This is a genomic window from Amycolatopsis sp. NPDC051373 (assembly GCF_040689465.1).
GTDB lineage: Bacteria > Actinomycetota > Actinomycetes > Mycobacteriales > Pseudonocardiaceae > Amycolatopsis.
This window is the reverse complement of the sequence record NZ_JBFBAE010000039.1, coordinates 16,070-39,262: the sequence shown is the minus strand read 5'-3', so window position 1 is coordinate 39,262 and position 23,193 is coordinate 16,070. Positions and strand designations below refer to the sequence as shown.

23 protein-coding genes, 1 tRNA gene and 2 pseudogenes are annotated in these 23,193 nt (G+C 68.0%); 14 read left to right on the top strand and 12 right to left on the bottom strand.

Translation table 11 applies throughout. The features are described from left to right. Positions 1-101: 101 nt before the first annotated feature. Complete coding sequence (locus AB0383_RS45050) at positions 102-551, bottom strand: hypothetical protein (protein ID WP_366190539.1); 450 nt, start codon at positions 549-551, stop codon at positions 102-104. A 99-nt stretch (positions 552-650) separates the two neighbouring features. Here AB0383_RS45050 and AB0383_RS45045 point away from each other — a divergent pair, with 99 nt between their 5' ends. From AB0383_RS45045 to AB0383_RS45020, 6 genes are all read left to right on the top strand, one after another. Continuing rightward, positions 651-2,594: a S53 family serine peptidase gene (locus AB0383_RS45045; protein WP_366190537.1), complete on the top strand. Its 1,944-nt coding sequence runs from the start codon at positions 651-653 to the stop codon at positions 2,592-2,594. Positions 2,595-2,655: 61 nt separating this feature from the next. After that, positions 2,656-3,225, top strand: coding sequence for a sigma-70 family RNA polymerase sigma factor (locus tag AB0383_RS45040; protein WP_366190535.1), 570 nt, complete (start codon positions 2,656-2,658; stop codon positions 3,223-3,225). Between the two features lie 2 nt (positions 3,226-3,227). Further along, positions 3,228-4,268: a hypothetical protein gene (locus tag AB0383_RS45035; protein ID WP_366190533.1), complete on the top strand. Its 1,041-nt coding sequence runs from the start codon at positions 3,228-3,230 to the stop codon at positions 4,266-4,268. Between the two features lie 252 nt (positions 4,269-4,520). After that, positions 4,521-4,988, top strand: a complete 468-nt coding sequence (locus tag AB0383_RS45030) for a hypothetical protein (protein ID WP_364182163.1) — start codon at positions 4,521-4,523, stop codon at positions 4,986-4,988. A 4-nt stretch (positions 4,989-4,992) separates the two neighbouring features. Continuing rightward, entirely contained in the window at positions 4,993-5,319 is a 327-nt protein-coding gene (locus AB0383_RS45025) for a transcriptional regulator (RefSeq protein WP_366190531.1), read from the top strand. A 417-nt stretch (positions 5,320-5,736) separates the two neighbouring features. Then, positions 5,737-6,327, top strand: coding sequence for a hypothetical protein (locus AB0383_RS45020; RefSeq protein WP_366190529.1), 591 nt, complete (start codon positions 5,737-5,739; stop codon positions 6,325-6,327). A gap of 6 nt (positions 6,328-6,333) precedes the next feature. On the opposite strand, the gene AB0383_RS45015 is transcribed toward AB0383_RS45020, so the two are convergent. Both AB0383_RS45015 and AB0383_RS45010 read right to left on the bottom strand, forming a co-directional pair. After that, the gene (locus AB0383_RS45015) at positions 6,334-6,519 is read right to left on the bottom strand and encodes a hypothetical protein (protein WP_366190527.1); all 186 of its coding nucleotides are present in this window, start codon (positions 6,517-6,519) and stop codon (positions 6,334-6,336) included. A gap of 192 nt (positions 6,520-6,711) precedes the next feature. Further along, positions 6,712-7,605, bottom strand: a complete 894-nt coding sequence (locus AB0383_RS45010) for a hypothetical protein (RefSeq protein WP_366190525.1) — start codon at positions 7,603-7,605, stop codon at positions 6,712-6,714. Between the two features lie 260 nt (positions 7,606-7,865). Here AB0383_RS45010 and AB0383_RS45005 point away from each other — a divergent pair, with 260 nt between their 5' ends. Then, a complete protein-coding gene (locus tag AB0383_RS45005; protein ID WP_366190523.1) occupies positions 7,866-8,492 on the top strand; it encodes a hypothetical protein in 627 nt (208 codons plus the stop codon). Here the strand turns inward: AB0383_RS45005 and AB0383_RS45000 are convergent. Next, complete coding sequence (locus AB0383_RS45000; protein WP_366190606.1) at positions 8,453-9,535, bottom strand: LLM class flavin-dependent oxidoreductase; 1,083 nt, start codon at positions 9,533-9,535, stop codon at positions 8,453-8,455. The two genes, AB0383_RS45005 and AB0383_RS45000, sit on opposite strands and share 40 nt — an antisense overlap. A gap of 37 nt (positions 9,536-9,572) precedes the next feature. Between AB0383_RS45000 and AB0383_RS44995 the strand changes: the two genes are divergently transcribed. The 3 genes and pseudogenes from AB0383_RS44995 (at position 9,573) to AB0383_RS44985 (ending at position 11,475) form a co-directional block, all read left to right on the top strand. Beyond that, positions 9,573-9,902, top strand: a complete 330-nt coding sequence (locus AB0383_RS44995; RefSeq protein WP_366190521.1) for a hypothetical protein — start codon at positions 9,573-9,575, stop codon at positions 9,900-9,902. A gap of 160 nt (positions 9,903-10,062) precedes the next feature. After that, positions 10,063-10,245: pseudogene (locus AB0383_RS44990) on the top strand (helix-turn-helix transcriptional regulator); the annotation flags it as partial. Between the two features lie 234 nt (positions 10,246-10,479). Next, positions 10,480-11,475 carry an XRE family transcriptional regulator gene (locus tag AB0383_RS44985; protein ID WP_366190616.1) on the top strand — a complete coding sequence of 332 codons (996 nt, stop codon included), beginning with the start codon at positions 10,480-10,482 and terminating at the stop codon, positions 11,473-11,475. 4 nt (positions 11,476-11,479) lie between these two features. On the opposite strand, the gene AB0383_RS44980 is transcribed toward AB0383_RS44985, so the two are convergent. The 6 genes from AB0383_RS44980 to AB0383_RS44955 all read right to left on the bottom strand — a co-directional run bounded on the left by AB0383_RS44980 (position 11,480) and on the right by AB0383_RS44955 (position 15,638). Beyond that, a complete protein-coding gene (locus tag AB0383_RS44980; RefSeq protein ID WP_366190519.1) occupies positions 11,480-12,301 on the bottom strand; it encodes an alpha/beta fold hydrolase in 822 nt (273 codons plus the stop codon). Positions 12,302-12,383: 82 nt separating this feature from the next. After that, a complete protein-coding gene (locus AB0383_RS44975) occupies positions 12,384-13,271 on the bottom strand; it encodes a hypothetical protein (RefSeq protein ID WP_366190517.1) in 888 nt (295 codons plus the stop codon). Then, positions 13,268-13,429, bottom strand: a complete 162-nt coding sequence (gene amcA / locus AB0383_RS44970) for a multiple cyclophane-containing RiPP AmcA (RefSeq protein ID WP_366190515.1) — start codon at positions 13,427-13,429, stop codon at positions 13,268-13,270. Before amcA ends, AB0383_RS44975 begins: the two co-directional genes overlap by 4 nt. Continuing rightward, positions 13,426-14,529 (bottom strand): cyclophane-forming radical SAM peptide maturase AmcB, encoded by a 1,104-nt coding sequence (gene amcB / locus AB0383_RS44965; RefSeq protein ID WP_366190513.1) that lies wholly within the window; start codon positions 14,527-14,529, stop codon positions 13,426-13,428. Before amcB ends, amcA begins: the two co-directional genes overlap by 4 nt. Before the next feature lie 3 nt (positions 14,530-14,532). Beyond that, positions 14,533-14,967 carry a hypothetical protein gene (locus AB0383_RS44960; protein WP_366190511.1) on the bottom strand — a complete coding sequence of 145 codons (435 nt, stop codon included), beginning with the start codon at positions 14,965-14,967 and terminating at the stop codon, positions 14,533-14,535. Positions 14,968-15,377: 410 nt separating this feature from the next. Then, complete coding sequence (locus AB0383_RS44955; RefSeq protein WP_366190509.1) at positions 15,378-15,638, bottom strand: hypothetical protein; 261 nt, start codon at positions 15,636-15,638, stop codon at positions 15,378-15,380. A gap of 84 nt (positions 15,639-15,722) precedes the next feature. Between AB0383_RS44955 and AB0383_RS44950 the strand changes: the two are divergent. After that, positions 15,723-17,048: pseudogene (locus AB0383_RS44950) on the top strand (recombinase family protein); the annotation flags it as partial. A 952-nt stretch (positions 17,049-18,000) separates the two neighbouring features. Here AB0383_RS44950 and AB0383_RS44945 read toward each other — a convergent pair. Beyond that, positions 18,001-18,076, bottom strand: a tRNA-Arg gene (locus tag AB0383_RS44945). A 281-nt stretch (positions 18,077-18,357) separates the two neighbouring features. On the opposite strand from AB0383_RS44945, the gene AB0383_RS44940 reads away from it, so the two are divergent. After that, the gene (locus AB0383_RS44940; RefSeq protein WP_366190507.1) at positions 18,358-18,828 is read left to right on the top strand and encodes a DUF4190 domain-containing protein; all 471 of its coding nucleotides are present in this window, start codon (positions 18,358-18,360) and stop codon (positions 18,826-18,828) included. Positions 18,829-18,876: 48 nt separating this feature from the next. Here AB0383_RS44940 and rph read toward each other — a convergent pair whose 3' ends face one another. Next, complete coding sequence (rph, locus tag AB0383_RS44935; protein ID WP_366190505.1) at positions 18,877-21,474, bottom strand: rifamycin-inactivating phosphotransferase; 2,598 nt, start codon at positions 21,472-21,474, stop codon at positions 18,877-18,879. Positions 21,475-21,877: 403 nt separating this feature from the next. Between rph and AB0383_RS44930 the strand changes: the two genes are divergently transcribed. Together AB0383_RS44930 and AB0383_RS44925 are read left to right on the top strand one after the other, a co-directional pair. Beyond that, on the top strand, positions 21,878-22,531 hold the full coding sequence (locus tag AB0383_RS44930) for a response regulator transcription factor (protein ID WP_366190503.1): 654 nt from the start codon (positions 21,878-21,880) through the stop codon (positions 22,529-22,531). Between the two features lie 3 nt (positions 22,532-22,534). After that, the gene (locus AB0383_RS44925) at positions 22,535-23,155 is read left to right on the top strand and encodes a trimeric intracellular cation channel family protein (protein ID WP_364182150.1); all 621 of its coding nucleotides are present in this window, start codon (positions 22,535-22,537) and stop codon (positions 23,153-23,155) included. Positions 23,156-23,193: the final 38 nt, after the last annotated feature.

The window sequence follows — 23,193 nt, the reverse complement described above, 5'->3', positions numbered from 1 at the left end:
GGCCGTTTCGGTCTCTGAAGCTAAAGCCTGACTTGACTCCAAGTCAAGTTCCTGCCGTCGTCGCCGTAGAACCGGCTCGGGTCGACGTTCGGCCTGGTCAGCTACCGGTTTCGACGTGGCGCAGAACCACTGCGGTCGCGATGTCCAGTCCCTCGATCAGGTGAGCCGAGCGCCGCACCGCGAGCCAGGGCAGGTCGTAGTGGCGCACCACCGGCCCGTGGAACTCGACGACCGCGCCAGAGGTACAGCGGCGAAAGGTCCAGTCGGTCCTCCCCGGCCACGCGGATGTCGATCGGCGTGTGCAGCTTGCGCAGGTCGGTGTCCTGATCGCCCTCGATGTGCACCACCAGCTCGCGGTCGACCTCGACCAGCTCGACCAGCGACTCGAACGACGAGTTCGACACACAGGTCGCGGCCGGCACCGGCGCCGGCATCCGGAACTTCGCCGTCGGCAACCCGCACCGCCACAACACCAGCTCGTCGGCCCGTCCAGCGAGGAACCCGAACTCGGGAAAATGGGGGACCGCAGCCGGCGCCACGACCACTGCCAACCGCACCAACTCCGTCCGCGCGGATCCGTCCGGCACCTCGTCGAGATCAACTCGCCGCCCGGTCTGAACACTCCGCACCCCTCCCGGCAACAGCCGGATGTGAAGACACACAAGAGGTTCTTCCGCCGAAGCGCTGTGCTCGCCGCGGCGGCCGCCGTGGGCGTCATGACGGTCACGGCGATGCCGGCCTCCGCGGGGACGTCCGGGCGCGTCGAGTTGCCCAGCCCGAATCCCGGGGACCTCGGTGGCACGCCGCACCCGCTCGACGCCGGCCGGCAGGTGGCGCTGCGCGTGTACCTGGCCGACCGGCCGGAGCTGGCGGCCGCCGCGCGGGCGGTGTCCGACCCGGCCGACGCCCGCTACGGCCACTTCCTCACCCCCGCCCAGGTCAACCACGAGTTCGGTCCGACCACGGCGCAGGTCTCCGCCGTCAGCGCGTGGGTGAGGGCGCAGGGGATGACGGTCACCGCCACCAACCAGCACTACCTCGCGGTGAGCGCGACCGTCGCGCAGGCCGATGCCGCGTTCGCCACGCAGATCAGTGAGTTCGACACGGTCATCAGCGGGCCGAAGGGCTCGACCACGATCCGCGAAGCCGGTGTCGTGGGCGGGTTTTCGGTGCCGGCTGCGGTGGCGGCCGACATCGTCAGCGTGACGGGGATCGACCAGCTCGCCCTCGGAACCACGAGCACGAGCGCGGCCGCACCCCGAGCAACCACCGCAAAAGCCACGGACTTCCCCTGCTCCCAGTACTGGAGCCAGCACACCCGGCCGATCCCGCCGGCCTTCGGCCACACCACCGCACCCACCCAGCTCTGCGGCTACACCCCCGACCAGGTGCGCCACGCGTACGGCCTGACCTCGAGCCCGTACACCGGCAAGGGCGCGACCATCGCCGTCCTGCTCAGCGGTCACACGCCCACGCTGGAGGCCGACTCGAACCGCTTCTTCGCCGCGCACGGTGAGCCTGTCTTCGCGCCGGGGCAGTACACCGAGAACATCGGCCCGGACGCGGACAGCACGTGCGAGGCGAAGGGCGGCGCGCCGACGGAAGAGGAGGCCATCGACGTCCAGTCGGCGCACCTCGCGGCGCCCGACGCGCACATCGTGTACCTCGGCATCGATTGCGCCGACTTCGACGTGGACCTGCTGCCGAGCTGGCTGGACGGGGTGACGCGGATCGTCGACGAGCACCTGGCCGACGTCGCGTCCGGTTCGTTCGGCCTGCCGGAGCTGGGCTTTTCGCCGGCGTCGATTGCGCCGTGGGACCCGATCCTGCAGCAGGGCGCGCTGGAGGGCATCGGGTTCGACTTCTCCAGCGGCGACGGCGGCGGTGGGGGTGTCGACGACGACCCGCTGTTCCCGGCGTCGGACCCGTGGAGCACGGCCGTCGGCGGGACGAGCCTCGCCATCGGCGCGGACGGCTCCGTGGTCGCCGACTACCCGTGGGGCGACCGCCTCACGTCGATCAACGCGGCCGGCACAGGCTACGACGCGCCGCCGCCCGGTACGTTCCGGGACGGTTCCGGCGGCGGCGTCAGCCGGAAGTTCCCCGAACCCGCCTACCAGAAGCACGTCGTGCCCGACAGCCTCGCCACGCACGGCCGCACCGCCGTGGCGGGCCGCGTCATCCCCGACATCTCGGCCGGCGCCGGCAACGGCTGGCTCATCGGCGCGACCGGCCTGTCCGACCCCGACGCCGGCTACGAGGAACTCCCCGAGGGCGGCGGCACGAGCGCGTCGGCGCCGCTGGTCGCGGGCCTCGAGGCCGACGCGATGCAGGCCGCCGGGCACCCGCTCGGGTTCGCCAACGCCGTGCTCTACCGGCTGTCCGGCGGCAATGCGCTGCGCGACATCCTGCCCGTGGACCCGGCCGACCCGCCGATCGCGCTCGGCGCGCAGGACTTCACCGAGATCGACCCCGGCGGGCTGACCACTTTCGGCGAGGACGACGCGCTCACCGCCACCCCCGGCTACGACGACGTGACCGGCCTCGGCGCGCCGACACCGGCGTTCGTCGGCGCTCTCGGGAGGAGGTTCTGAACACTTTGGGGACGAGCCGGCAATCCCCGGGTGGAAGGTCAGAGCAAAGACGAGGAGCGGCATGACGTCGGACGCGGAACTGATCGGCAGGTCGCTCGACGGCGACGGGGAAGCCTTCGTGGAGGTGATCACCCGGCACGAAGGCGCGATCGGCGCGTACCTCGCCCGGCGGGTCGGCCGTGACACGGCGGAGGACCTGCTCGGCGAAGTGTGGGTGGCGGCCTTCGCGTCCCGGAGCACGTACGACCGGTCGTTCCCCGAGGCGCGCCCGTGGCTCTACGGCGTCGCGCTCAATACCCTGCGCCGGCACTGGCGCTCGCGGCCGGCCGAAGACCTCGTGCCGGACGCAGGGGATCTCGCCAACGGCTGGGACCCCTGGTCGGCGGTCGACGCGCGGGTCGACACGCAGGCGGGGCTGCGGACGGCCCTGGCGGAGCTCAAACCGGAGGAACGCGAGGTCCTGACCCTGGTCGCCTGGGAGGACCTGACCGTCGCCGACGCGGCGCGGGTGCTCGGCCTGCCGGCCGGGACCGCGCGCCGCCTGTTGCACCAGGCCCGGAAGACGCTGCGGAACGCGCCGGAAGTGGCCGCGCTCTTGACGAATCTCACCACTGTGAAGGAAGGCTTGTGATCATGGACGAGTTGGAACTGGTCGGCCGTCTGAAGGACGTCGCGCCGCTTCGCCCCCAGGCCTACGAACGGGCGCGGGCGACGCTCGGCGCGGCGATGGCGGAATCCCCGGCCGCAACGGTCGCTGCTCCGGTCCGGCGCGCGAAGTTCGCCTGGGCCCGAGGTTTCCGCCTGGGCGTGCCGGGCAAGATCGGCCTCGGCGCCGTCGGCGCGGCCGCGGTGGCGGCCCTCGTCGTGTCCGTCGCGGCGCCTGCACCGCAGTCCCCGGCCCAGGCGCCCGCCGCGTCGGCTCCTGAGTCTCGCCTCGTGACCCTGGCCGCGTCGGTGAAGGCGAGCAGCACCTCCGTGCAGGGCGACGCGTCGCTGGTCATCCGGACCACGACCGCCCCCGACGGAAGTCCCTACGTCACCTACAACCTCTACACCGACAGCGGCGACGCCTACTTCGCGGAAACCGCGCAGCAGCTCTCCTCGGCCATCGCGCACCACGACAACCTCGCCGAGCCCATCGACGCCGCCAAGGTCGCCGCCGCCCGCTTCGCGGCGACCGGTGACCTCACCGAGGCCCGCACGCGGATGGTCAACGCCGTCCCCAACGCCTGGGGCCTGGGCCTCAGCCCCGCCGACGCGCAGCGCGCGTGGGACGAGGCCATGGCCAAGGACGAGCCGATCTTCAAGGCGAAGGGCATCAAGACGCCCCTGCCGCGCCCCACCGGCCAGGACCTGCAGAACCGCATCGACAACAACCTCTGGACCAACGCCACCGACGCCCTCTTCCGCGGCGCCGAGAACCCGGACGTCCGCGCGGGCGTCCTCCGCCTGCTCTCCACCATTCCGGCCGTCGCCGTCGCCAACTCCACCACCGGCGGCCGCCCCACCCTCACCCTGACCGCCGGCCCGTCCCTCTTCGGCGGCACCGATGCCCAGGTCCTCACCATCGACGCCCACACGGGCCTCCCGCTCATCTCCGCGTGGAAGGACGTGTCCGCCACCTACAAGTCCTCGCGCGTCACGCTGGCGCAGGTTCGCGCCGGCAAGTTCTGACCCCTCCCCGGTAAACGGTGCGGGCCGTCCCTCTCCAGGGGCGGCCCGCACTGCCCTGTCCGGCTCGCTCGAACCCTGGGATCACCGTCTCTAGTGGACAGTCTCTGGTGTACCCAAGTTCCCCTCCGCCGCTAAATCACTCCTGAGGCAAGTACTTGCCTGGATGGAAAGTAGAGACTATCTTTCTCTTCAGGAAAGTCTTGCCCAGGGGAGGCGGAACGTGAAGTGGACAGAACCGACAAGGGCGCGGTAATGGTGAACGAACCCACACCGGACGAGGCGGTGGCAGCGCTTCGCTCGATCCACGAGAGCCGCGAGCAGGTGATCGCCTCCATCGCGGGCTCCCGGTGGCTGTCGATCACCGTCGGCGTGGCCGTCTTCCTCGGCTGCGCGGCCAGTGACCTGCTCCCGCCCGCGCAAACCTGGGTGGGCTGGGCGATTTTGGGGCTCGTCGTCGCACTGGCCCTCGGCCTGACCACCCGGTCGGGCGGCACCTTGCTCGGCCGCCCGGTGCTGGTGTCGGACCGGAGCTTGTCCGTCGCCGCGCGCCTGCTGCGCATCGCGCCCATCCTCGGCATCGGGATCGCCGTCGCCGTGGTCACCGGAACGCTCGATCTGCCGCACAGCAAGGTCTACTACGGCGCGCTGACCGGGCTCTACATCGTGTTCCTGGACCCCGCGTTCAAGCTGTGGCTGCTGCGCCGGCAGGAGAGGTACTGAACCGGTGGCCGACTTCGACCAGCTCCTGCTGGATCCCACCAGACTGGCCATCGTCTCCCTGCTCGCCGCCGCGGAATGGGCCGAGTTCGGATTCGTCCGGGACTCGGTGCAGCTCTCCGATTCCGCACTGTCCAAACAGGTCACCACACTGTCCAAGAACGACTACGTCGAAGTCCGCAAAGGCTACGTCGGCAAGCGGCCGCGCACCTGGCTCAACCTCACCCCCGCCGGCCGCGCCACCCTCGCCGACCACATCTCCGCCCTCCAGGCCATCGCCGAGAAAGCCCGCGCGGACGGCGCCATTCATTCTCGCGAAACGCAGTCCCCCTGAACCGAGCCGACCGGGAAGGCGACAGATGGTCCTCGGCCTCGGGGCGCCCTCGGGGCGACTGGCCACATCTGACCGCACACAGCCGCATAACGTGCGATCCGCGTTGATGGAGCAGGGTGCCCCCGGCAGGATTCGAACCTGCGACACCCGCTTTTGTGGATCATGGTGTGCGATGTTGGGTGTTGGTGATCAATGTGGGTCACTATCAGGCATGTTCGCAAAAGCAATCGCACGTTACCGGGGAACCTTGGCGATCATTGGCCGTTGTTTGGCGAGGGTAAAACATGGGCAGGTGCCGGTACGATCCAGGCGGGCGGGAGGAAGTATATGCGCGTCGGGTCGTTACGTACTGTAACGCATCTCCTGCGGCGGTCGACATACCTTCGTTCGTAGCGTAGGCAGGCGAGAGGGTTCAGTGTGTCTAACCAAGAGTGGTGGGTCAGTATAGCGGCTGCAGCCGTTTCGGCGCTTGCTGCCGTCGTCGCTGCCATTATTGCCTCCCGGACTTCTAAGGCTATCCGGCGTTCTGAGCTGAATGCGCAAAGAGTTCGAGATCTCGAAGAGCGTTTGCATGGGAAAAAGTATGACGTCTATAAGCCCATGATCAACATGCTTCGTGATCTGCTGGGTACGGCGGTCCCGGAGGGCGACGCTCAGGCGGAGCTAATCGTCTTGATGAAAGATTTTTCTACTTGGATAACAATCTTCGGTTCTGATGAGGCGATAGTTTCCTTCCATAACTTTATGCAGGGCGCATTCAAGGATGGCCCCATTGTTGTAATGATGAGGCTTTATGCGGACTTTATTCTTGCCGCCAGAAAGGACATGGGATACCCGGACACTGCTGTGCAACGTGAGCATCTCCTGGGTGTAAGGATCAATGACATATATGAATATCCGCAATTTATGGAGTCATCGTTCGATCGGCTGTGCCAGCAGGCGGGCTGGACGCCGCCGTGGCAGGAGTTTGCGAGCGTGCGATCAAGTAGGCAAGTTAACGCAGGCTGAATTTCTTCAAGTGGGCGGCACTACGTCGCCGGCGTCCTCGACGATGCCGGGTTGACGGCGCGCGAGATTGCCGACTACCTCGGGCACGAGCGCATCAGTACGACCCAGGAGGACTACATGGAGCGTGGGGTTGTCGGCGAGGATGTCGGCCCAGCGCTGGCGGCTCGCCCGAAGATCGAACTTCCCAAACACGAGGGTTAAGCGTGGGCACCCGGCAATCAAAACCCCTGGACACACTCCGTGACCAGGGGTTTTGTGCCCCCGGCAGGGCTACACGCAGACGGTCCCGCTTCTGACCAGCGGCTTTAAAGCGGAATGCTGGTGATCGAAGGCAACTTCCAGGTTCGTGTCCCCGGAGGCGACGCCTGATGGCCGCCGACGGCTTCACGGCCCACTCATCGACCGACCTTTGGCGTAGACGCGGGCGGTGTAGTCGCCGGGTGGGATGGTGGTGCGGGGGATGTTGGGGGTGTAGTTGAGCATCGAGACGATGATGCGGCCGGTGGTGGTGTGAAGGCCGGCTTCGGTGACGTGGTCCCAGCCGTCGAAGTTGTCGTCGGGGGCGGTGGTGCGGACGTCGAGGATGACGGGGACGGTGGTGCGGCGGGCGGTGCCGACGCCGAAGACGCCGTTGGCGCCGGCGATGAGGTCGTTGATGAGGGGCATGGTCCAGTCGTCGGGGTCGAACCGGGCGGTTTCGTCCTGGACGAAGAAGCTGTTGTAGTCGGCGAACACGTCGAGCTCGGTGTAGGCCAGCCGGGTGCTGTCGGCGTCGGGGTCGGTGGTGGAGGGTGGTTGGTCGGGCATGAGGTGGACCTGGGCTCCGTCGGGTAGGTCGTGGATGGTGGAGGCGAGGGGGCCGCGGGCGCGCATGCAGGTGACGGCGTCCTTGGCGGCGAGGTTGGCGTTGTCGTAGCCGCCACCGATGGTGAACAGGCGTAGCGGGATGAGGCGTTGGTCGTGGGCAAGGGGGCCGTGGCGGTCTTGCCAGGCACCGGCGAAGGCGTGGGCGCCGAGGACGTCAGGGTCGGCGAGCAGCCAGGCGGCCCAGTCCTCGAGGCTGGTGCCGATCGGGGTGCGGTCGGCGGTTTCAGGATCGAAGACGACGACCTCGTGGTTGCCGGCGATGGCGAACTGGCGGCCGAATAGGTCTTGCGCGAAGCAGAACAATCCGTCGGCCTTCCCGCTGTAGGTGTCCTTCCACGTGCTGGGGGTGTTCCAGTTCTGCAGTTCGGGTCCCAGGCCGGTCGACGGCAACGGAATGGTCACCGTCCACATGGGACGATCCTACGGCCAGTAGACCGCCGGGATCCCCGCCTGCCTCACAGCCGGATCGAAGGTGGACCTTTCGCGGGCCGGCTGCGGGCCGATGAAGCCGAAGGCCTGACCACGCGGGTGATCCAGGCCTCCCGATAAGAGGCCTGGATCACCCCGGCCCCGCAATTCTGCCCCATCGGCCCGTAAACCGGATTATTCGGACGATCACGAGTGAGTCTCCGAGACCGGGATCGGCCCGAAGATCGGGCAGGATCCGGGGCATGCTTTTGCCCAGAAGACTCATCGCCGCCGCCTTCGCGGTGGCGGCTGCCGCGGGGTGCTCGGTCCCCGCGGCGACGGAACCCGTTGTCACTGCCGGCACGCTGCGTGAACCGGTCGGTGCCCACACGAAACCGGACACCAGTGCCCCGCCGTCAACCGCCTCGACGTTCGTGCCGGCGGTGTCCCCCGCGAAGCTGAGTTCCGCGTGTCCGTTCCTGGACATCGCCGAGTACCAGCGAACGTTCGACGTGTACCAGGATTTGGTCACGAAGGAAGAGCCGCCGGACCACAGCAACGGCATCACCTCCTACACGTGCGACTTCCTTTTCACCAGCAGCCACTCGACCGCCTCGGCGTACCTCTACGTCTTCGCGACAGGGGAGACGTCGGTGAAGGCCTCACTCGAGGTCTCGGCGCGATCGTGCAGCGCCAAGCCGCATTACCTCGGTGACAACGCGTACTACTGCATCGACGCAGCAAACAACAGCGACGGCACCGACCTGGTGGTCACCAAACTCAGCCACCGGCAGATGCGCATCGCGATCGTGTCGTCGGGAGTGCCACTCGACGTCGACCACCCCGACGGTTACGCCACCCTCGCGAAGACTCTCTTCGACCGCTTGTGAACGCCGAGCCCCGGCGTTGTGATCACCGCAGCGCCGGGGCCAGCGACACGAGCTGGTCGATCCCCGGGCCGAACTCCGTGCCGACCGGAGGTAGCAGGGTGACGTGGTCGGCGCCGGGCATCGAGGTGAGCTTGGACGGCGGCAGCGACGGAGTCGGGGCCACCGAAGGGGACCAGGGCGCGCACGAGGGCGTCGGTGGGTTCGGCGGGGTGGCCGAGTTCCGTGAGGATCGCGCGGAACGCGGCGCGACCGAGCCAGGTCGAGACGGTCTGCCGGGCCGTCTCGATCGAGTCCGCGATCGGCTGGGCGACCACGAGCAGCTTGTCCGGGCCGAGCACGCGGCGGGCGGACGCCGTGTGCTGGGGCGGCAGGCCAGCGGGCGGCGCGCCGTCGGCCAGTTCGGCGGCGAGGGCGAGCATCAGGGGACCGTTGGCGCCCAGGATGACCGGGTACGGCGCATCCGGCGCGGGCGGCCAGGTTTCCGCCGCCATTACGTCCAGATAGGACCGCATGGTGGACAGCGGACTCCCGAAAGGACGGTCCACACTCGACGCCTGCTGCGGATGCCCGACGCCGAGGCCGAGCGTGAACCGGGCGGGGAACGCTTGCGCCAGGAACGCCGCGGCGGCGTGGGCGGTCTGGGGCGGGCGGGCCGAGATGTTGGCGACGCAGGTGCCGACCGCCAGCGCCTCGGTCGCACCCAGGAGCACGGCCAGCTGGGCGAGGGCGTCCTTGCCGATGACTTCTTCTCGGCCATCGGCCTCACCGCTCCTCCGTGCCGTGGCCGGGCGGCAGGTCGCCGGCGGCGAGGTCGAGTCGCGCGCGGTGCATCCGCGGCCGTTGTCGGTTCGCCGGTGCCCGGAAGGCGGACGATCTGCCGTTGATGTGAAGGAGGACCGATCCTGTCGGAGCCTCCTGTCGATCACCTGCTCACCGAGCGGCTGACCGTAATTTCCCGCACCCCCGCCGTTTCGCCAATTTGGAAAGCCTGCCCGCTGACGCTCGGATCGCCGAGAGTTCGATAATTCCGCGTTCCTGGTCATCGGCGTGGTCATTGAGCACGTCGGCGAGGTCGGCTAGTTGGTCGGCAAGGCGGCGCTGCGGGGTAGGTCCGAGCTCACCGTCGAGGAAGGAGCTGACTACCTCCGGCAAGGCCGACGCGAGCGCGGCGAGCTTGTCCGCCAGTTCGGTGCTGAGCGGACTCATTCGGCCGACCTGTTGGCCGCCTGGCCTCGGGCGGCCGTGATCGACGTGGTGGCGCCTCGCGCGCGCTTGAGTCGTGGTGTCGGCTCGATCTTGGAACCGATCATCATGATCGCCCTCTTCCCAGACATACTTCTTGGTCGTTGGGTGCACCCCGGCGGCCGGGATGGTCGGGCGGGAGCGGATCTGCGGGAGGTCGCCCGGTGACCTTTCTCCGGTCACGTCAACCGGCCGCCGAGGTGCTGATGGAAGTTTTGTGCTCGTCGGCAGAGCGGGCCAGAGCACGAATCGAGCGCGTTCCTTGCATGCAACCAGCTGACCTGCGGTAATGTGTTGACTTCGGGGTGTGATCGAGGGGGTGCTGGCGATGGGGCGACGCCGACCGGGTCTGAAGAGGGCACGACAGCGGGCTGGGTACAACCAGGAGGCTTTCGCGTTCGAGCTGGGCGTCGACCCGAGCACGGTGGGTCGCTGGGAGAGGGCGGCGACGGAGCCGGAGCTGTGGCGGCGACCCAAGCTGGCCAAGCTGCTGGGGATCACGCCAGCCGAACTCGATGATCTCCTGCACGACGTCGTCGAAGGCAACATCCCGGAGTCTGGAAAGTCTGCTCCCGCACCGCGCGCCGGCGGCTTGGTGCCCGTTATCGTCAAGGGAGAGTCGGTGTGGCTGCCTGTCGACGCGGAAGCGTTGGCGGCAGTCGCAGACCGTACTCCGCTCCCCGCGGATGCAACGACGCAGAGCGGTGGGGAGGTATCAGGTTTTGCCCGCTCCGAATGGGACGCGATGAGTCCAGTGAACCGCCGGTCGCCGCTGAAGTACGGCGTGGCGGCTACGGCCCTGCCTGCGCTCGGGCTGGACGAGCTGCAGCACGTCGCGCAGGCCGTGGCCGACGCGCGCCGGTACTTCGACGGAACGACGCTGGACTACTTCCGACGGCAGCTGGCCGCGTGTAAGGCCGACGACGGAGCGCTCGGTCCCGCGAAGACGTTGCCCATGGTGCTCGGGATCGTCGGAGCGGTCGAAGAGCACGCTCGCGACGTGAAGCCGCAGGTCCGTCGTGAGCTGCTCAGGTTGGGCGCGGACGGCGCGGAGTTCGCCGGCTGGCTGTTTCGCGACATCCGCGACTTCGGTCGGACGCTGTTCTGGTACGACCGCGCAGTCGAGTGGGCGCAGGAAGCCGACGACGTCGCGATGCAGGGCTACGTCCTGCTGAAGAAGTCGCAGCTCGCGTTCGATGAGCGCGAGCCGTTGCGGATGCTGACGCTCGCCCAGGCGGCTCGCCGGGGGCAGCGGTCGCTGCCGAAGCGGGTGCAGGCCGAGTCCGTGCAGCAGGAGGCTCGTGCGGAGGTCATGCTCGGCGCGACCGCGGACGCGGTGGCACCGAAGCTGGACGAAGCGCGTGCTCTTCTAGATGCGCGCGACGATGGGGCCTCGCAGCTCGGCGCGCATTACAACTCGACGCTGCTCACGATGCAGACGGCGATCTGCTACACCGAGGCCGGGGCGCCACGGCGCGCGGTCGAGATCTACGACGATTCCTTGGTCGAGGACCGCTTTTCCCCGCGCGACTACGGGTTCTTCCTCTCGCTGCGCGCCGGCTCGCTCGCGCTTGCGGGTGAGCCGGACGAGGCGGCACGGACGGGGATCGCGTCGGCGGCACGGGCCGACAGCACGAACTCACGCCGGACGAAGCAGGAGCTCGTGCGCGTGCTCGACTACCTTGCGCCGTGGAGCAGGCGGCCTGAGGTTGTCCGGCTCCGTGAGGTCGTCACGGCTTGATTCGCTAGGCGCGGCTCAGCCAGTCCTGTACGGCCACGATGGCTTCGGCTTGGTACGCCTGACTTTGTGGGTCGGCGTAGGTCGGGTCGTCGTGGACGGCGAACCCATGTTGGGCGCCTTCCAGTTCCAGCAGCCAGTGCTCGTGCTGGAGCCTGGTGATCGCGTTCCTCGACGAATCGACGGGGATGAACGTGTCCTTCGTGCCGTGGATGATGAGGGTCGGTGCTTGAACGTCTGCCAGCGCCGCGCGCGCGTCGAACCAGAAGACCTCGTTGAGCAGCGCGCGGCTCAGCTTGAAACTGGGCGAATGCGGCAGGAATCCGTGGGCGGTGAGGTCGTAGGCTGCTTCCGGCGTGAGGTATTCGTTGTGCCAGAAGTCTTTTTGGTCGACGAAGCGGTTCTTGTAGTCGAGTAGAGGGTTGAAGAGCACGAGCCGGTCGACGTCGTCGGGTCGGTGTGCGGCGTAGAGAGCGGCAAGTCCGCCGGAGAAGCTCGCGGCCAGCAGAGACGCCTGGGCGTCGCCCGTCTGGTCGACCAGGTGGGCGCGCGCGGCGCTGATGCTGTTGAGGACGCCGGCAAGCGACAGGTCTTCTTGCCGGCCGTCGCTTTCTCCGTGCCCGGGCAGGTCGAAGCGCAGCGAGCTGATGCCGTACTCCGCGAGTCCGGCCGCCAGCCGGGTGAAGAAGCCAGCTTCGTGCCGTGTGACTCCGCCGCCGTGCACCAGCACCACGGACGTGCCCGACCTGGTCTCGGGGGTCATTATGGTTCCCGCGAGCGTCGTCCCGTCGGGGGAGCAAAAGGTCGTTTCCGTGCTGCGCGGCGGCATCCAGCGCTCCTTGCTTTCGGCGTCGGTCCCATCGTGCCAGTTGCGACGAAAGTCGGCAGGAGCCGCACGGCCGGGTTCGAGATCACCTGCGGGCAGGCCGCAGCGTCTTGAGGAGGTTCTCGCCCTCGGTTCGTAGGTGTGGTTCGAGCAGGTCCCAGTCGCTGCCGCTGCCGACGACCCAGAGGTAGCGGCAGATCACGGACAGCAGGGCCAGGTGCCCGCTTCGGGTCTGTAGTTCCGGCATCGCGCGGAGCCGTTGGGCGGTTGGTGGGTGCAGGAGGCTGGTGCAGTAGAGGGTGGCCAGGTCGTACCCGGCGAAGGCCGGGCGCCAGCTTTCCCAGTCGAGGATGCACAGCTCGGGTCGGCGGACGTTGCCCCAGTGCAGGTCCGCGTGTGCGGTTGTCCAGCTTGTGCCGGCGAAGTCTTCCTCGGTCAGGGTGACGTCGAAGTGCTGGCGCGCACCGCCGATGGTGGCGGCCACAGCGCCGAGTTCATCGTGCCAGTTCAGGGGATAGGTCTCGAGCACGGCCAGGGATCGGCGCAGTTCCTCCCACCACGTGATGGGCAGGCCGGCGGCGCCGTGGAGCACGCCGCCGGGTGCGACGGTGGACCCCGGGGCGAGGGTCATGACCTCGCCCCGAAGTCGTCTTCCGCGCAGATACGCGTCACTGTGGCGCCAGTCGACCCATCTGAGCACGCTGGGCTTGGCGACGCCGAGGATGGCGTTGGCCGCGACGTTGCCGTCCCATCGGCACACGGGTTCGTAGTCGGGGTCTTCGACCACAACCCGAAGCCACACTTTCCCGCTGGCGTCACGGCCTACGGCGCCGGCTGACCGCATGTCGAAGGTGTTCACCGGCTCGCCGATCAGGCTGACGGCGAGTCGGGCTGCCGCGGCTTCGAGCTGTTTGTCGAGCCAGAGCCGGCGTTCCTCGACGGCTGCCTCGATCTCCTCGGCGTCGGTGCTCACTTCTTCCAGAACTCCCCTTCTTTGCCCCCGCTGCCGCCCTTGCGGCCCCACTCCGTGGCGTTCGCCGAGGGTGAGGGCGCTGTGTGGGTGGCCGCGAACTGTGCCCAGTCAGTCTCGCGTTCGGCGATGGTGAGGACTATCTGGTCGAGGACAGTCATGCGGTCTGCCTTTCGTGGAGGAGATCGGCCAGCGCCAGGATCGGCGCCTGAACGGAGTTCCGGCAGTGGTCGGTCTCCGTCGCTGTGAAGGTGCCGTGTTCGAAGAACCGGTCACCGGCGTGCGCGCCTTGGCAGAAGGCGAAGAACTCGCAGGTCTGCTTGCACTTTTCGAGCCCGGTCGCGAACTCCTGGACGTAGGACAACCCGGCCGCGCGACGCGCGATCGTGGCCAGGTCGTCGGCGAGGACGTTGCCGGCGACGAAGTTGTCATAGGTGGCGCTGCGGACGCCGAGCAGTTCGGGGGACAGCAGCACCACGTCGCCGTTCCATCCGATTGTCGGGATGAGGTCGTGTCGGGCGTCCGCGTCCCGTTGGCCGCGCGTGAGTCCGAGGAAGCCCCACAGCTTGTCGACTTCGCGCACGGTCATGGCGGGGTGGTCCCGGCACCAGGTGAACGCGTCGCGCCAGAACCGGACGGCGCGGTCGCGTGAAGGCGTGGTCGCATCCGCGTTCGCGCCCTCCTTGGCTTCGACGTTGAACCCGATCCAGGTGGTGCCGAGGTCGCGCAGAAAATCGAGGACCTCTACGGCTTGGTTGACGCCGTGCTCGCTGACCACGGCCAAGACACTGAACGGGATGCCTCGGCGCTTGAGTGTCTCGACGCCGGCGATCGTGCGGTCGAACATGGGGTGGCCGCCGCGGTCCGCGCGGAGATGGTTGAGGTGGCGGGGTCCGTCGAGGCTGACGCCCACGCTGATGTCGTACTGCTTGAACATGTCGCACCAGGTGTCGGTGATCGGCGTTCCGCCGCCGGTCTGCACCTGATGCCGCACCTGTCCGGCCAGGCGGAGCGGCTCGAATGGCTCCAGCAGCTTCCTGAACCGGGGCACGCCGACGGCCAAGGGCTCACCGCCGTGCCAGACGAGCTCGACCGGCGCCCACGAGGGCTCGATTCCTGCCGCGATCGCCGCCGAGACAGCCGGTGACATTTCTTGCTTCAGGCTCCGTTGCAGCAGGTAGCAGTACTCGCAGTCCATCGGGCACAGCGTGGTCGGCTGCAGGACGATCGTCTTCGGGCGGTCACTGATCCACCGGCTCACGGCTCAACCCCGCGTTCCGGAATACCGCGTCGGCCCGGGGACGGGTCGGCCGGCCTTCTCCCACTCGGTGAAGTGGATGACGATCCTGTCCCAGAGCCCGGGCGCACCGACTTCGGCGACGTGCATACGCATCCGGCTCGCTCGGGTGTCCCAGCAAGCCAGGACTCGCACGCCGGCATCGGCAGTGGTGTCCACGAACAGGTGCTCGTCCAGGTGGCGGTGAAGAGTGCGGCGCCGGTATTCGACCGTGGGAAGCCCGGCTCGGACGATCGCCTCGGCGTTCTGGTGTTCGATGCCCTTGACGATGCACGCGGGTGTTAGCCGGGCCGTCTGCAACTCGGCGATGAGTTCGGTGTGGCGGCTGTAGCTGCGATGCACGCGCAGCATGCCGGCCAACAGCTCGGACCAGGATGTCTTGCTCATCACGGTGGCGGTCATTACTCGAGTCCTTTCCGATCGGGATGGGTTTCAGCAGGCGTCGGGATCGGTTGTCGGGTACTTGGGCTCTTCAGACGGGGTCGCTGCGTCGGGAAGGTTCCGCAAACCGGTGAGGACCCGCTGCAGCACGACCGGGTCGACGCCGGGATCGGCGAGGTCTCGCACGTAGGGTCGGACTCGACCAGGAACCCGGTGTGGCAGCGACGACACGGGACGCTCACTCGTTGACACAGGAAGCACCTCCGTGGGCATCTCGTAGATGCGCTCGCGGTCGACGCGATCTCGCAGGAACGCGACCGATCGGCCGGCGCGGTGCATCTCGCGAGCGTGACGTCGATCGGCCTTGACCGTGCACAAGACCCACGCCGCCGCAATCCCGCCCACAGCGAGTAGCGCAGCGAGGGCACCGATCACGTCTCCGTGGCACCGTGTCCCGCGCCATGGTCAGGCTGCGATTCCGCTCGCGACGGCTGGATCGGATGGTCGAAGTTCGTGCCGGCGACACGATCGGCATGGGACTTCAACTGCGCGCCCAGTTCGATGAGCAGATCCCCGTACTCACGCTGGCGCTTCGCCGTCATCGCGCCGGTCGCGAGCGCGCGCACGGCTTCGGGGGCGTGCTGCGCGACGAGGCCGAGTGCCTGGAGCAACTCCGCCGTCTCCAGCTTCACGACACGCCGTCGATCGTCGAACGGCTGTTTCGTTCCGGGTATGTTCCGGGATTTCCTGAAGCTGTAGTTGCGCGCTGACCGGTCATGCAGACCGCCTCTTTCGGCTCGCTCGTCGTCGATGGGGCATCCCGACGGCAGGAGCAGTGCCGATTCATGCGAGCTGAAACGTCGGGGCGACTAGCTCGATGCTCGGCGCTGCGGGGATGTTCCTTGGACCGACCGCCGGGATGCCGAATCGACCTTGGACCCGGACGAGGCGTACTACCAGAGCGTGTATCAGGCGTGATTCGTGCATCCACTCGCTTGACCTGCGGAAACGTGGCGCGCGCGAGTTGTAGTCGTGACGGCCTTGGGCGCCGAAGCCGACCGGCTTCGGTTGGAGCAAACACAGGTTTTGTGAGAGGTGACGCAGTGGATGGCCCAGAGGCACTCCGAGAGTGGGCAGGACCGCGCCGCGTAGATCGTACGAACCCACTCGCCGGGCCAAGTGCGTCGAGCGAGCCGCAGATCATCCGAGTGGCCTTCGTCGGACGGACGTCGACCAAGGATCAGCAGGACCCGACGCTGTCGATTCCGCGCCAGTTCCGCAACTGCACTCAGGCCTTGCCGGAGAACGCGGTCATCGTTGTCTGCTTCTACGACATCGAGTCCGGGCGCAAGAACCTCGCTGACCGCGGCGACGGCGACGCACACGAGCTGTTCCAGATCCCCGTACCCCGAGACGGGGGAATCCAGGATCTTCTCGAGGAAGCCGAGCGACCCGGCCGGCGCTTCGATGTCGTCATCTGCGAGGACATCGGTCGCATCGGCCGACGGACCTACATCTCCACCGAGATCGAGAACCGTCTGGAGATGGCCGGCGTCCTCCTGGTCGCCTCAGACGAGCCCTTCCGTCTTGACGTTCCGCGACGTCGGGCCAAGACTTCCACCCAGGTCCTCACTCGACGCGTTAAGCAAGGTGTCGCCGAGTGGTACGTCATGGAGATGCTCGAAAAAAGCTGGGATGGCTTCGAAACCCACACCGAGCAGGGCTACAACATCGGCAAGCCGTGCTACGGCCATCAAGCACGGAAGATCCCACACCCGGTGCCGGCGAAGCGGGCGAAGGGCATCAAGAAGACTCTGCTCGAACCCCATCCGATCGAAGCGCCGGTCGTTACCAAGTCTTTCGGCTGGAGGGTTGCCGAACGACTCGGCTATCAGGACATCGCAGACCGCCTCAACCTGGACCTCGTCACGAACCCACCGCCAACCCCGGTCGAACCGGGCCGCGCGGTCGGCATCTGGACGTACTCCAGCGTGCGCGACATGCTGACCAACCCGAAGCACACCGGGCACATGGTGTGGAACCGCCGGGCGCGGAAGGGTGCCGGCAAGAACAGGATGAACCCCGTCTCGGAATGGGTCTGGTCCACCTGCAAGACCCACGCGGCACTCGTCGATCTGGAAACGTTCGTCCAGGCCCAACTCGTGGCGCAGCATCGTGAACGGTCGCGGACGTCCAGCAAGAACCGCGACCCTCAGGCCAAACGGACGTACCGGCTGCGCAGCTACATCTTCTGCGTGGCCTGTGGGCGACGGCTTCACGGCAAGACCAAACGCGAACACGCCTACTACGTGTGCGCGCCCAAGAAGGCGTGGCTGCCTGAAGGCCACCCGAACTCGACCCCGTGGATTCGAGAAAGCTACTTCCTGGACGGGTTGACTGAGTTTCTCGCGAACAACGTGTTCGGCCCCTACCGACGGGAGCTGCTCGATGCCAATCTTCGGGCCGGCGACCAAGATGCTCAACGCGTACGTCGGGAGAAGATCGCTGCGTTGCGACGCTCCGTTGCAGACTCTGAAGCGAAGAGAAAGCGCCTGGTCCGCAGTCTCGAAGTTGCAGACGACGTGGACAAGGACTTCATCCGGGACATCGACGAGCGGCGCGCCGAACTGAAGGTAGAGCGGGAGGCGATGGAGCAACAACTCGCCGAGGTCGAAGACGAGATCCGCCTTGCGCCCAACCCCGCTCTGCTCGACCACCTACCGGTCACCGCGGTCGACCTCGCCGAACTTCCCGACGAACTGTCACGCCGACTCTTCGAGGCACTGCGGCTGGAGATCCACTACGACTACAGCACATGTGATGCACGGTGTCGCGTGACCTTGCTCGGCGACACCATCAAGGTCGTCGCCGGAACGATGCGGGAGGCGGTCGTGATCCCCTTCTCCGAACAGAGAGAGACCGGAATGGATATGCAGCGTGGCCACGCCATGAAGGCCAGCGATGCCCGGACGGCAGCTGGGGCCGTGTCTGAAAGTGGCACGGCCTCAGCTGAGCGTCTGCGGGTGGTAGACGGTGTTTCCGGGACCGTCTGCGTGGTGCCCCCGGCAGGATTCGAACCTGCGACACCCGCTTTAGGAGAGCGGTGCTCTATCCCCTGAGCTACGAGGGCATGTGTAGCCAGCCAGCAGCTTACCGGTCCCGGACCCTCTGACAAGCACCTACCTGCCTGACCGGCGGCATCGACCAGGTGGGGGACCCGATCAGCGGGGAACCGGCACACCGGGGACCAGATCTGGTGGCTGCTCGGGGCCGGCCCGCCGGGGAGACCGTGACGGGTTCCGGGCGACCAGGTCAAACAACGTACGCACGATTGGTAACGATCAGGCCATCCGCCCGATAAGGCGTGCGCCGGGTCGTAAAGTTCCGGTTCCCATCGTTGAAAGGAAGCACGTGAGCACGCCCGACAACCCTGAGCAGTACCAGCAGTACCAGGCCGGCCAGAGCGCCCCGTTCGCCGCGCCGCCGGTTGGCGCCGGTTACGGGCAGCAGCAGCCCGTGGGCGCGCCGCGCAACGGGTTCGGCGTCACGGCCCTCGTGCTGGGCATCATCGCCCTCGTCCTGTGCTGGACGGTGTGGGGCGGCATCATCCTCGGCGTCCTCGCGCTGGTCTTCGGCATCCTCGGCGTGAAGCGCGCCAACCGCGGACAGGCGACGAACAAGGGTGCCTCCATCGCCGGCATCGTCACCGGCAGCATCGGCCTGGTCATCGGCTTGCTGCTGGCCATCCTGGTCGGCTCGATCTTCGCGACGTTCGGCAGCCAGATCGGCGACCTGCAGGACTGCCTGCAGAAGGCCGGCACCGACCAGTCCCAGATCCAGAACTGCCGGCAGCAGTTCAGCGACAACGTGCAGAACCGCTGATCAAGCCGTAGGGCCGTCGGGGATCGGGTGATCCCCGACGGCCAGGCGTCAGTCGAGGAACTCGACGTAGCCGTTGGTGCCGTTCACGCGGACCCGCTGGCCGTCTCGGATCAGCCGCGTGGCCTGGTTGACGCCGACGACGGCGGGCAGGCCGTATTCGCGGGCGACCACCGCGCCGTGGGTCATCAGGCCGCCCACCTCCGTGATCAGGCCGGCGATGGTGACGAACACCGGTGACCAGCTGGGGTCGGTGTAGGCAGTCACGAGGATGTCGCCCGTGTCCAGGTCGGCCTCGGCGAGGTCCAGGACGACGCGGGCGCGGCCCTCGACGGTCCCGGCGGACACCGGCAGGCCGGGCAGTGCGCCGGCCGGTGCGTCCGAACGTCGGTAGCTCCCGGAGACGGTTTCGCCCTCGGAGGTGAGCACCCGCTGCGGGGTGAGCGCCTGGTCCGCCGCGAACTGTTCCGTGCGCCGCCGGATGAGGTCGGTGTCGGCGACACCGGTGCGCGCGACCTCGTGCAGTTCCTGGAACCGCAGCGAGTAGATGTCTTCCGGAGCATCGAGCACGCCGGCCGCCACGAGCCGCTCGGCCTCGGCCAGCAGCGCCTTCTTGTACTGGAAATAGCGGCTGATCATCCCGTACTTGGGGTATTCGCGGTAGCCGACGAAGGTGCGCAGCCGGTTGATCATCGCCTTGGTCTCTTCGGCTTTCCGCGCGCCGTCGGGCAGAACCTGCAAACGCTCCAGCAGTTCCTGTTCTTTCTGCGCGGCTTCCCGCAGCCCTTGGTCGAAGCGCCGTCGCGCCGCGCCGGGTTCGAAGTTGTCGACGTTGCCGAGCAGCACGGGCAGCAGCGTGCTGGGACGTTCGCTCCACCGTGGCCGCGTGATGTCGATTTCGCCGACACAACGCATGCCGTAGGTGTCCAGATAGCCCCGGATCGCCTCTCGCGCTTCGCTTCCGCCCGGCAGCGCGGGCAGTTCGTCCAGGAAGCCCTCGTCCCGCACGGTCCGGAGAAACGCCACCACTTCCGCGTGGGGCCGGACGACGTCGGCGACGTCCAGCAGGGCGAGGCCCATTTCCGACGAGACGTTATCGGGCGCGGACTGCGAAAGCGTGTCGGCGGCGTTCTCCTCGGCCAGCCATTCGCGCAGCTGCTTGTTCAGCCACGTCGTCGCGTCCATTCCGGCCATGATCGCCTGGTGGCTGCGCGGATTGAACAACAGGCGCCGCAGTTCCTGCAGATCCGCGAGGATGAAGTCGAACAACTCCGCGCCGCGTTTCTCGCGGATGTCACGCTCCAGCGCGGCCAACGACGCCTTGCTCTCCGCGATCAGCCCGCGGGCGATCGCAGGGTCCGCCTCGATCGGCTCGGGTGCGACGCCGAACGGCAGCGGGGCGGCGCCGCCGTCGGTCGGCTCCGGCAGGAAACCCCGGTCGAGCACCGTCTGCAGCGCGTCGCGCATCAGCGGGTCCGACGCCCCCATCATCTCCAGGTACCCGGCGCGCCCGGCCTTCGTCGCGAGGCCCGGGGTCGCGTCGACGAACAGCCGGCTTCCCGCCTCCGCCATGGGCCGTGGCGTGGTCAGCTGCCACACGGACAGCCCGAGCGGCCGCATCGCGTCGGTCATCATCTGCTGGTGCCCGACCGAGAGGTAGACGTGATTGCCGTCGTCGACGGCGGGCGGGATCGGGAACAGCGTGGTGATCGGTCGGCTCTGCACGACCTGGAACTCACCGTCGGCCAGGCACCACTCGATGTCCTGGGGCCGGCCGAAGTGCGCCTCGATCCGGCGGCCGAGCCGCTCCAACTCCAGCACCTGCTCGTCGGTCAGCGCCGGCCGTTCCTGCACTTCTGGGGCGAGTGCGTCCTCCCGGGTGCCGCCGCCGGGCAACGCGTGGATGGCGAGCTGCTTGGCCGACACCGTCTTCTCGACGATTTCCCCTTCGCGCACCCGGTAGCTGTCGGCGTTCACCAGCCCGGAAACGAGCGCCTCGCCGAGCCCGAAACCCGCGTCGATGGTCGTGACCTTCCGGTTCGACGTGATGGGGTCGGCCGTGAACAGGATCCCGGACGCCTCCGACAGCACCATCCGCTGAACCACCACGGCCATAAGGACCCGGCGGTGGTCGAAACCATTGCGCAGCCGGTAGGTCACGGCCCGGTCGGTGAACAGCGAGGCCCAGCACAGCCGGATGTGCTCGAGGACCGCCGCCGGCCCGACAACGTTGAGGTACGTGTCCTGCTGGCCGGCGAACGAGGCCGTCGGCAGGTCTTCGGCCGTCGCGCTGGAACGCACGGCGTAGGCCGCGCTTTCGTCCAGCCGGCTCAGCGCCGCGAGCAAGGCCGCCGCGAGGTCGTCCGGAATCGCGGCCGTGGCAACGGCCTCGCGCACCTCGCCGCTCAGCGTGGCGATCTTGCCCCGGTCGTCGGGGTCCAGCCGGGCCAAGCGGTCCAGACCGCGGCCGAGGTCCGGTACGCCCGCCAGCACCCGGCGGAAAGCGTGCGTCGTCACGCAGTACCCGGGCGGTACCCGGACGCCGTCGATCCGTGAAAGCTCCCCCAGATGTGCGCCCTTGCCCCCGACGAGGTCGACCTGGTCCCGGTCGATCTCCCGGAAATCCAGCACGAGCTCGGTCCCGCTCACTATTGGTTCCCCCGTACTTCGATGGTCGCCGGCGCGAAGAGCTCCGCGAATTCCGGCCGAGCCGACGATTTTGCAGGACCACCGGGGTCTTGCCGCAAGGCCGGGGGTGCGCTATACGTTGGGAGTGGCAGGAAGAGTGATCACTCTTTCTGCCTTTTCTGTCGAGTCCGGACGCCCACCTCGCAAGCCGGGTGGCCGCGGGTCCGGAACCACCTGCGCGCCCGACCGATGGCGTGGCCCGTGTGGGTGACCCCGGTAGGCGGGGACCAGCACGATCAGGGACCCGGCCGGACCAGTCGCGTCACCTGGTCGTGTCTGGTTTCGAAACCTTGAACAACAGTAGGTAATCTTCCTTAACGGGAAGCGGGGAACCGCTTCGACCACCGGCTGCCGGAGGGCTTCGTTGATCAAGCTCATGTTCGCGGACGACGAGGAACTGGTTCGTTCGGGCCTGCGCGCCATGATGTCCGGGGCCGCGGACATCGAGATCGTGGGTGAGGCGAGCGACGGCAGATCCGCGGTGGAGGTGGCGCGGCGCTACCACCCCGACGTGGCGTTGCTCGACATCAAGATGCGGGCGCCCGACGACGGGATCCGCGCGCTGCGGGCCATCCTCGCGCTGCCGGACCCGCCGATGGTCGCGATGCTGACGACGTTCGACATCGACGAGTACGTGAGCCTCGCGCTGCGGCTCGGAGCCAATGGCTTCCTGCTGAAGGACATCGACCCGTCGGCTCTCCTGCGCGCCATCCGCGACCTGGCCAAAGGCGGCGCCGTGCTGGACCCGGGCGTGGCGGCGCGCATGGTCCAGTCCCATCGCGACGAGCAGCGGGCCGCGCAACCGGCGCGCAAGCTCCTCGCGAGTCTGTCCGAACGCGAGCGCGAGGTCGTCGCGCTGATCGGGCAGGGGCTCTCCAATGCGGAGATCGGCGGGCGGCTGCACCTGTCGGAGGCCACGGTGAAGGGGTACGTGTCCGCGGTGCTCTCCAAGATCGGCGCCGCCAACCGCGTGCAGGCCGCGCTGCTGGCCTACCGCGGCGGGCTGCTCGGCCAGTAGCGGATGGTCCTGACCGCGCTCGAGCTGCTCGGGCTGGTGGCGTTCGCGGCGTCCGGGGCGCTGGCCGCCGTCCGGGCGCGCCTCGACGTGTTCGGCGTGATCGTCGTCGGCCTCACCACGGCGCTGGGCGGCGGCATCATCCGCGACGTCTTGCTCGGCATCCACCCGCCCACGACGTTGCGGAACTGGCCGTACCTCGCCGTCTGCGCGGCGACGGCGCTCGTCGTGTTCGCGTTCCACCCCCAGGTCGCGCGGCTGAGGCGCGCGGTGCTGCTCGCCGACGCGCTGGGCCTGGGCGTCTTCGCGACGGCCGGCACGACGATCGCGCTCAACGCCGGCGCCACCGCCTACGCCGCGTGCTTGATCGGCATGACCAGCGGCATCGGTGGCGGCGCACTGCGTGACCTGCTGCTGCGGGAGATCCCGTTGGTCCTCCGCAAGGAGATCTACGCCGTCGCCGCGCTCGCCGGGGCGGTGCTCGTCGCGATCGGTCACGCTCTGCCACTGCCGTCGGGCGCAGTCACGGTCGTCGCGGCGGCCGTGGTGGTAACGATTCGGCTGGTGGCTCTGTGGCGGCACTGGAACGCGCCCGTGGCCAGGCCTGGTGATACCGACTCTTTGTGAGTTCTGCGTGTGTTCTTAGGCGGGTCTCAGCACTCTGC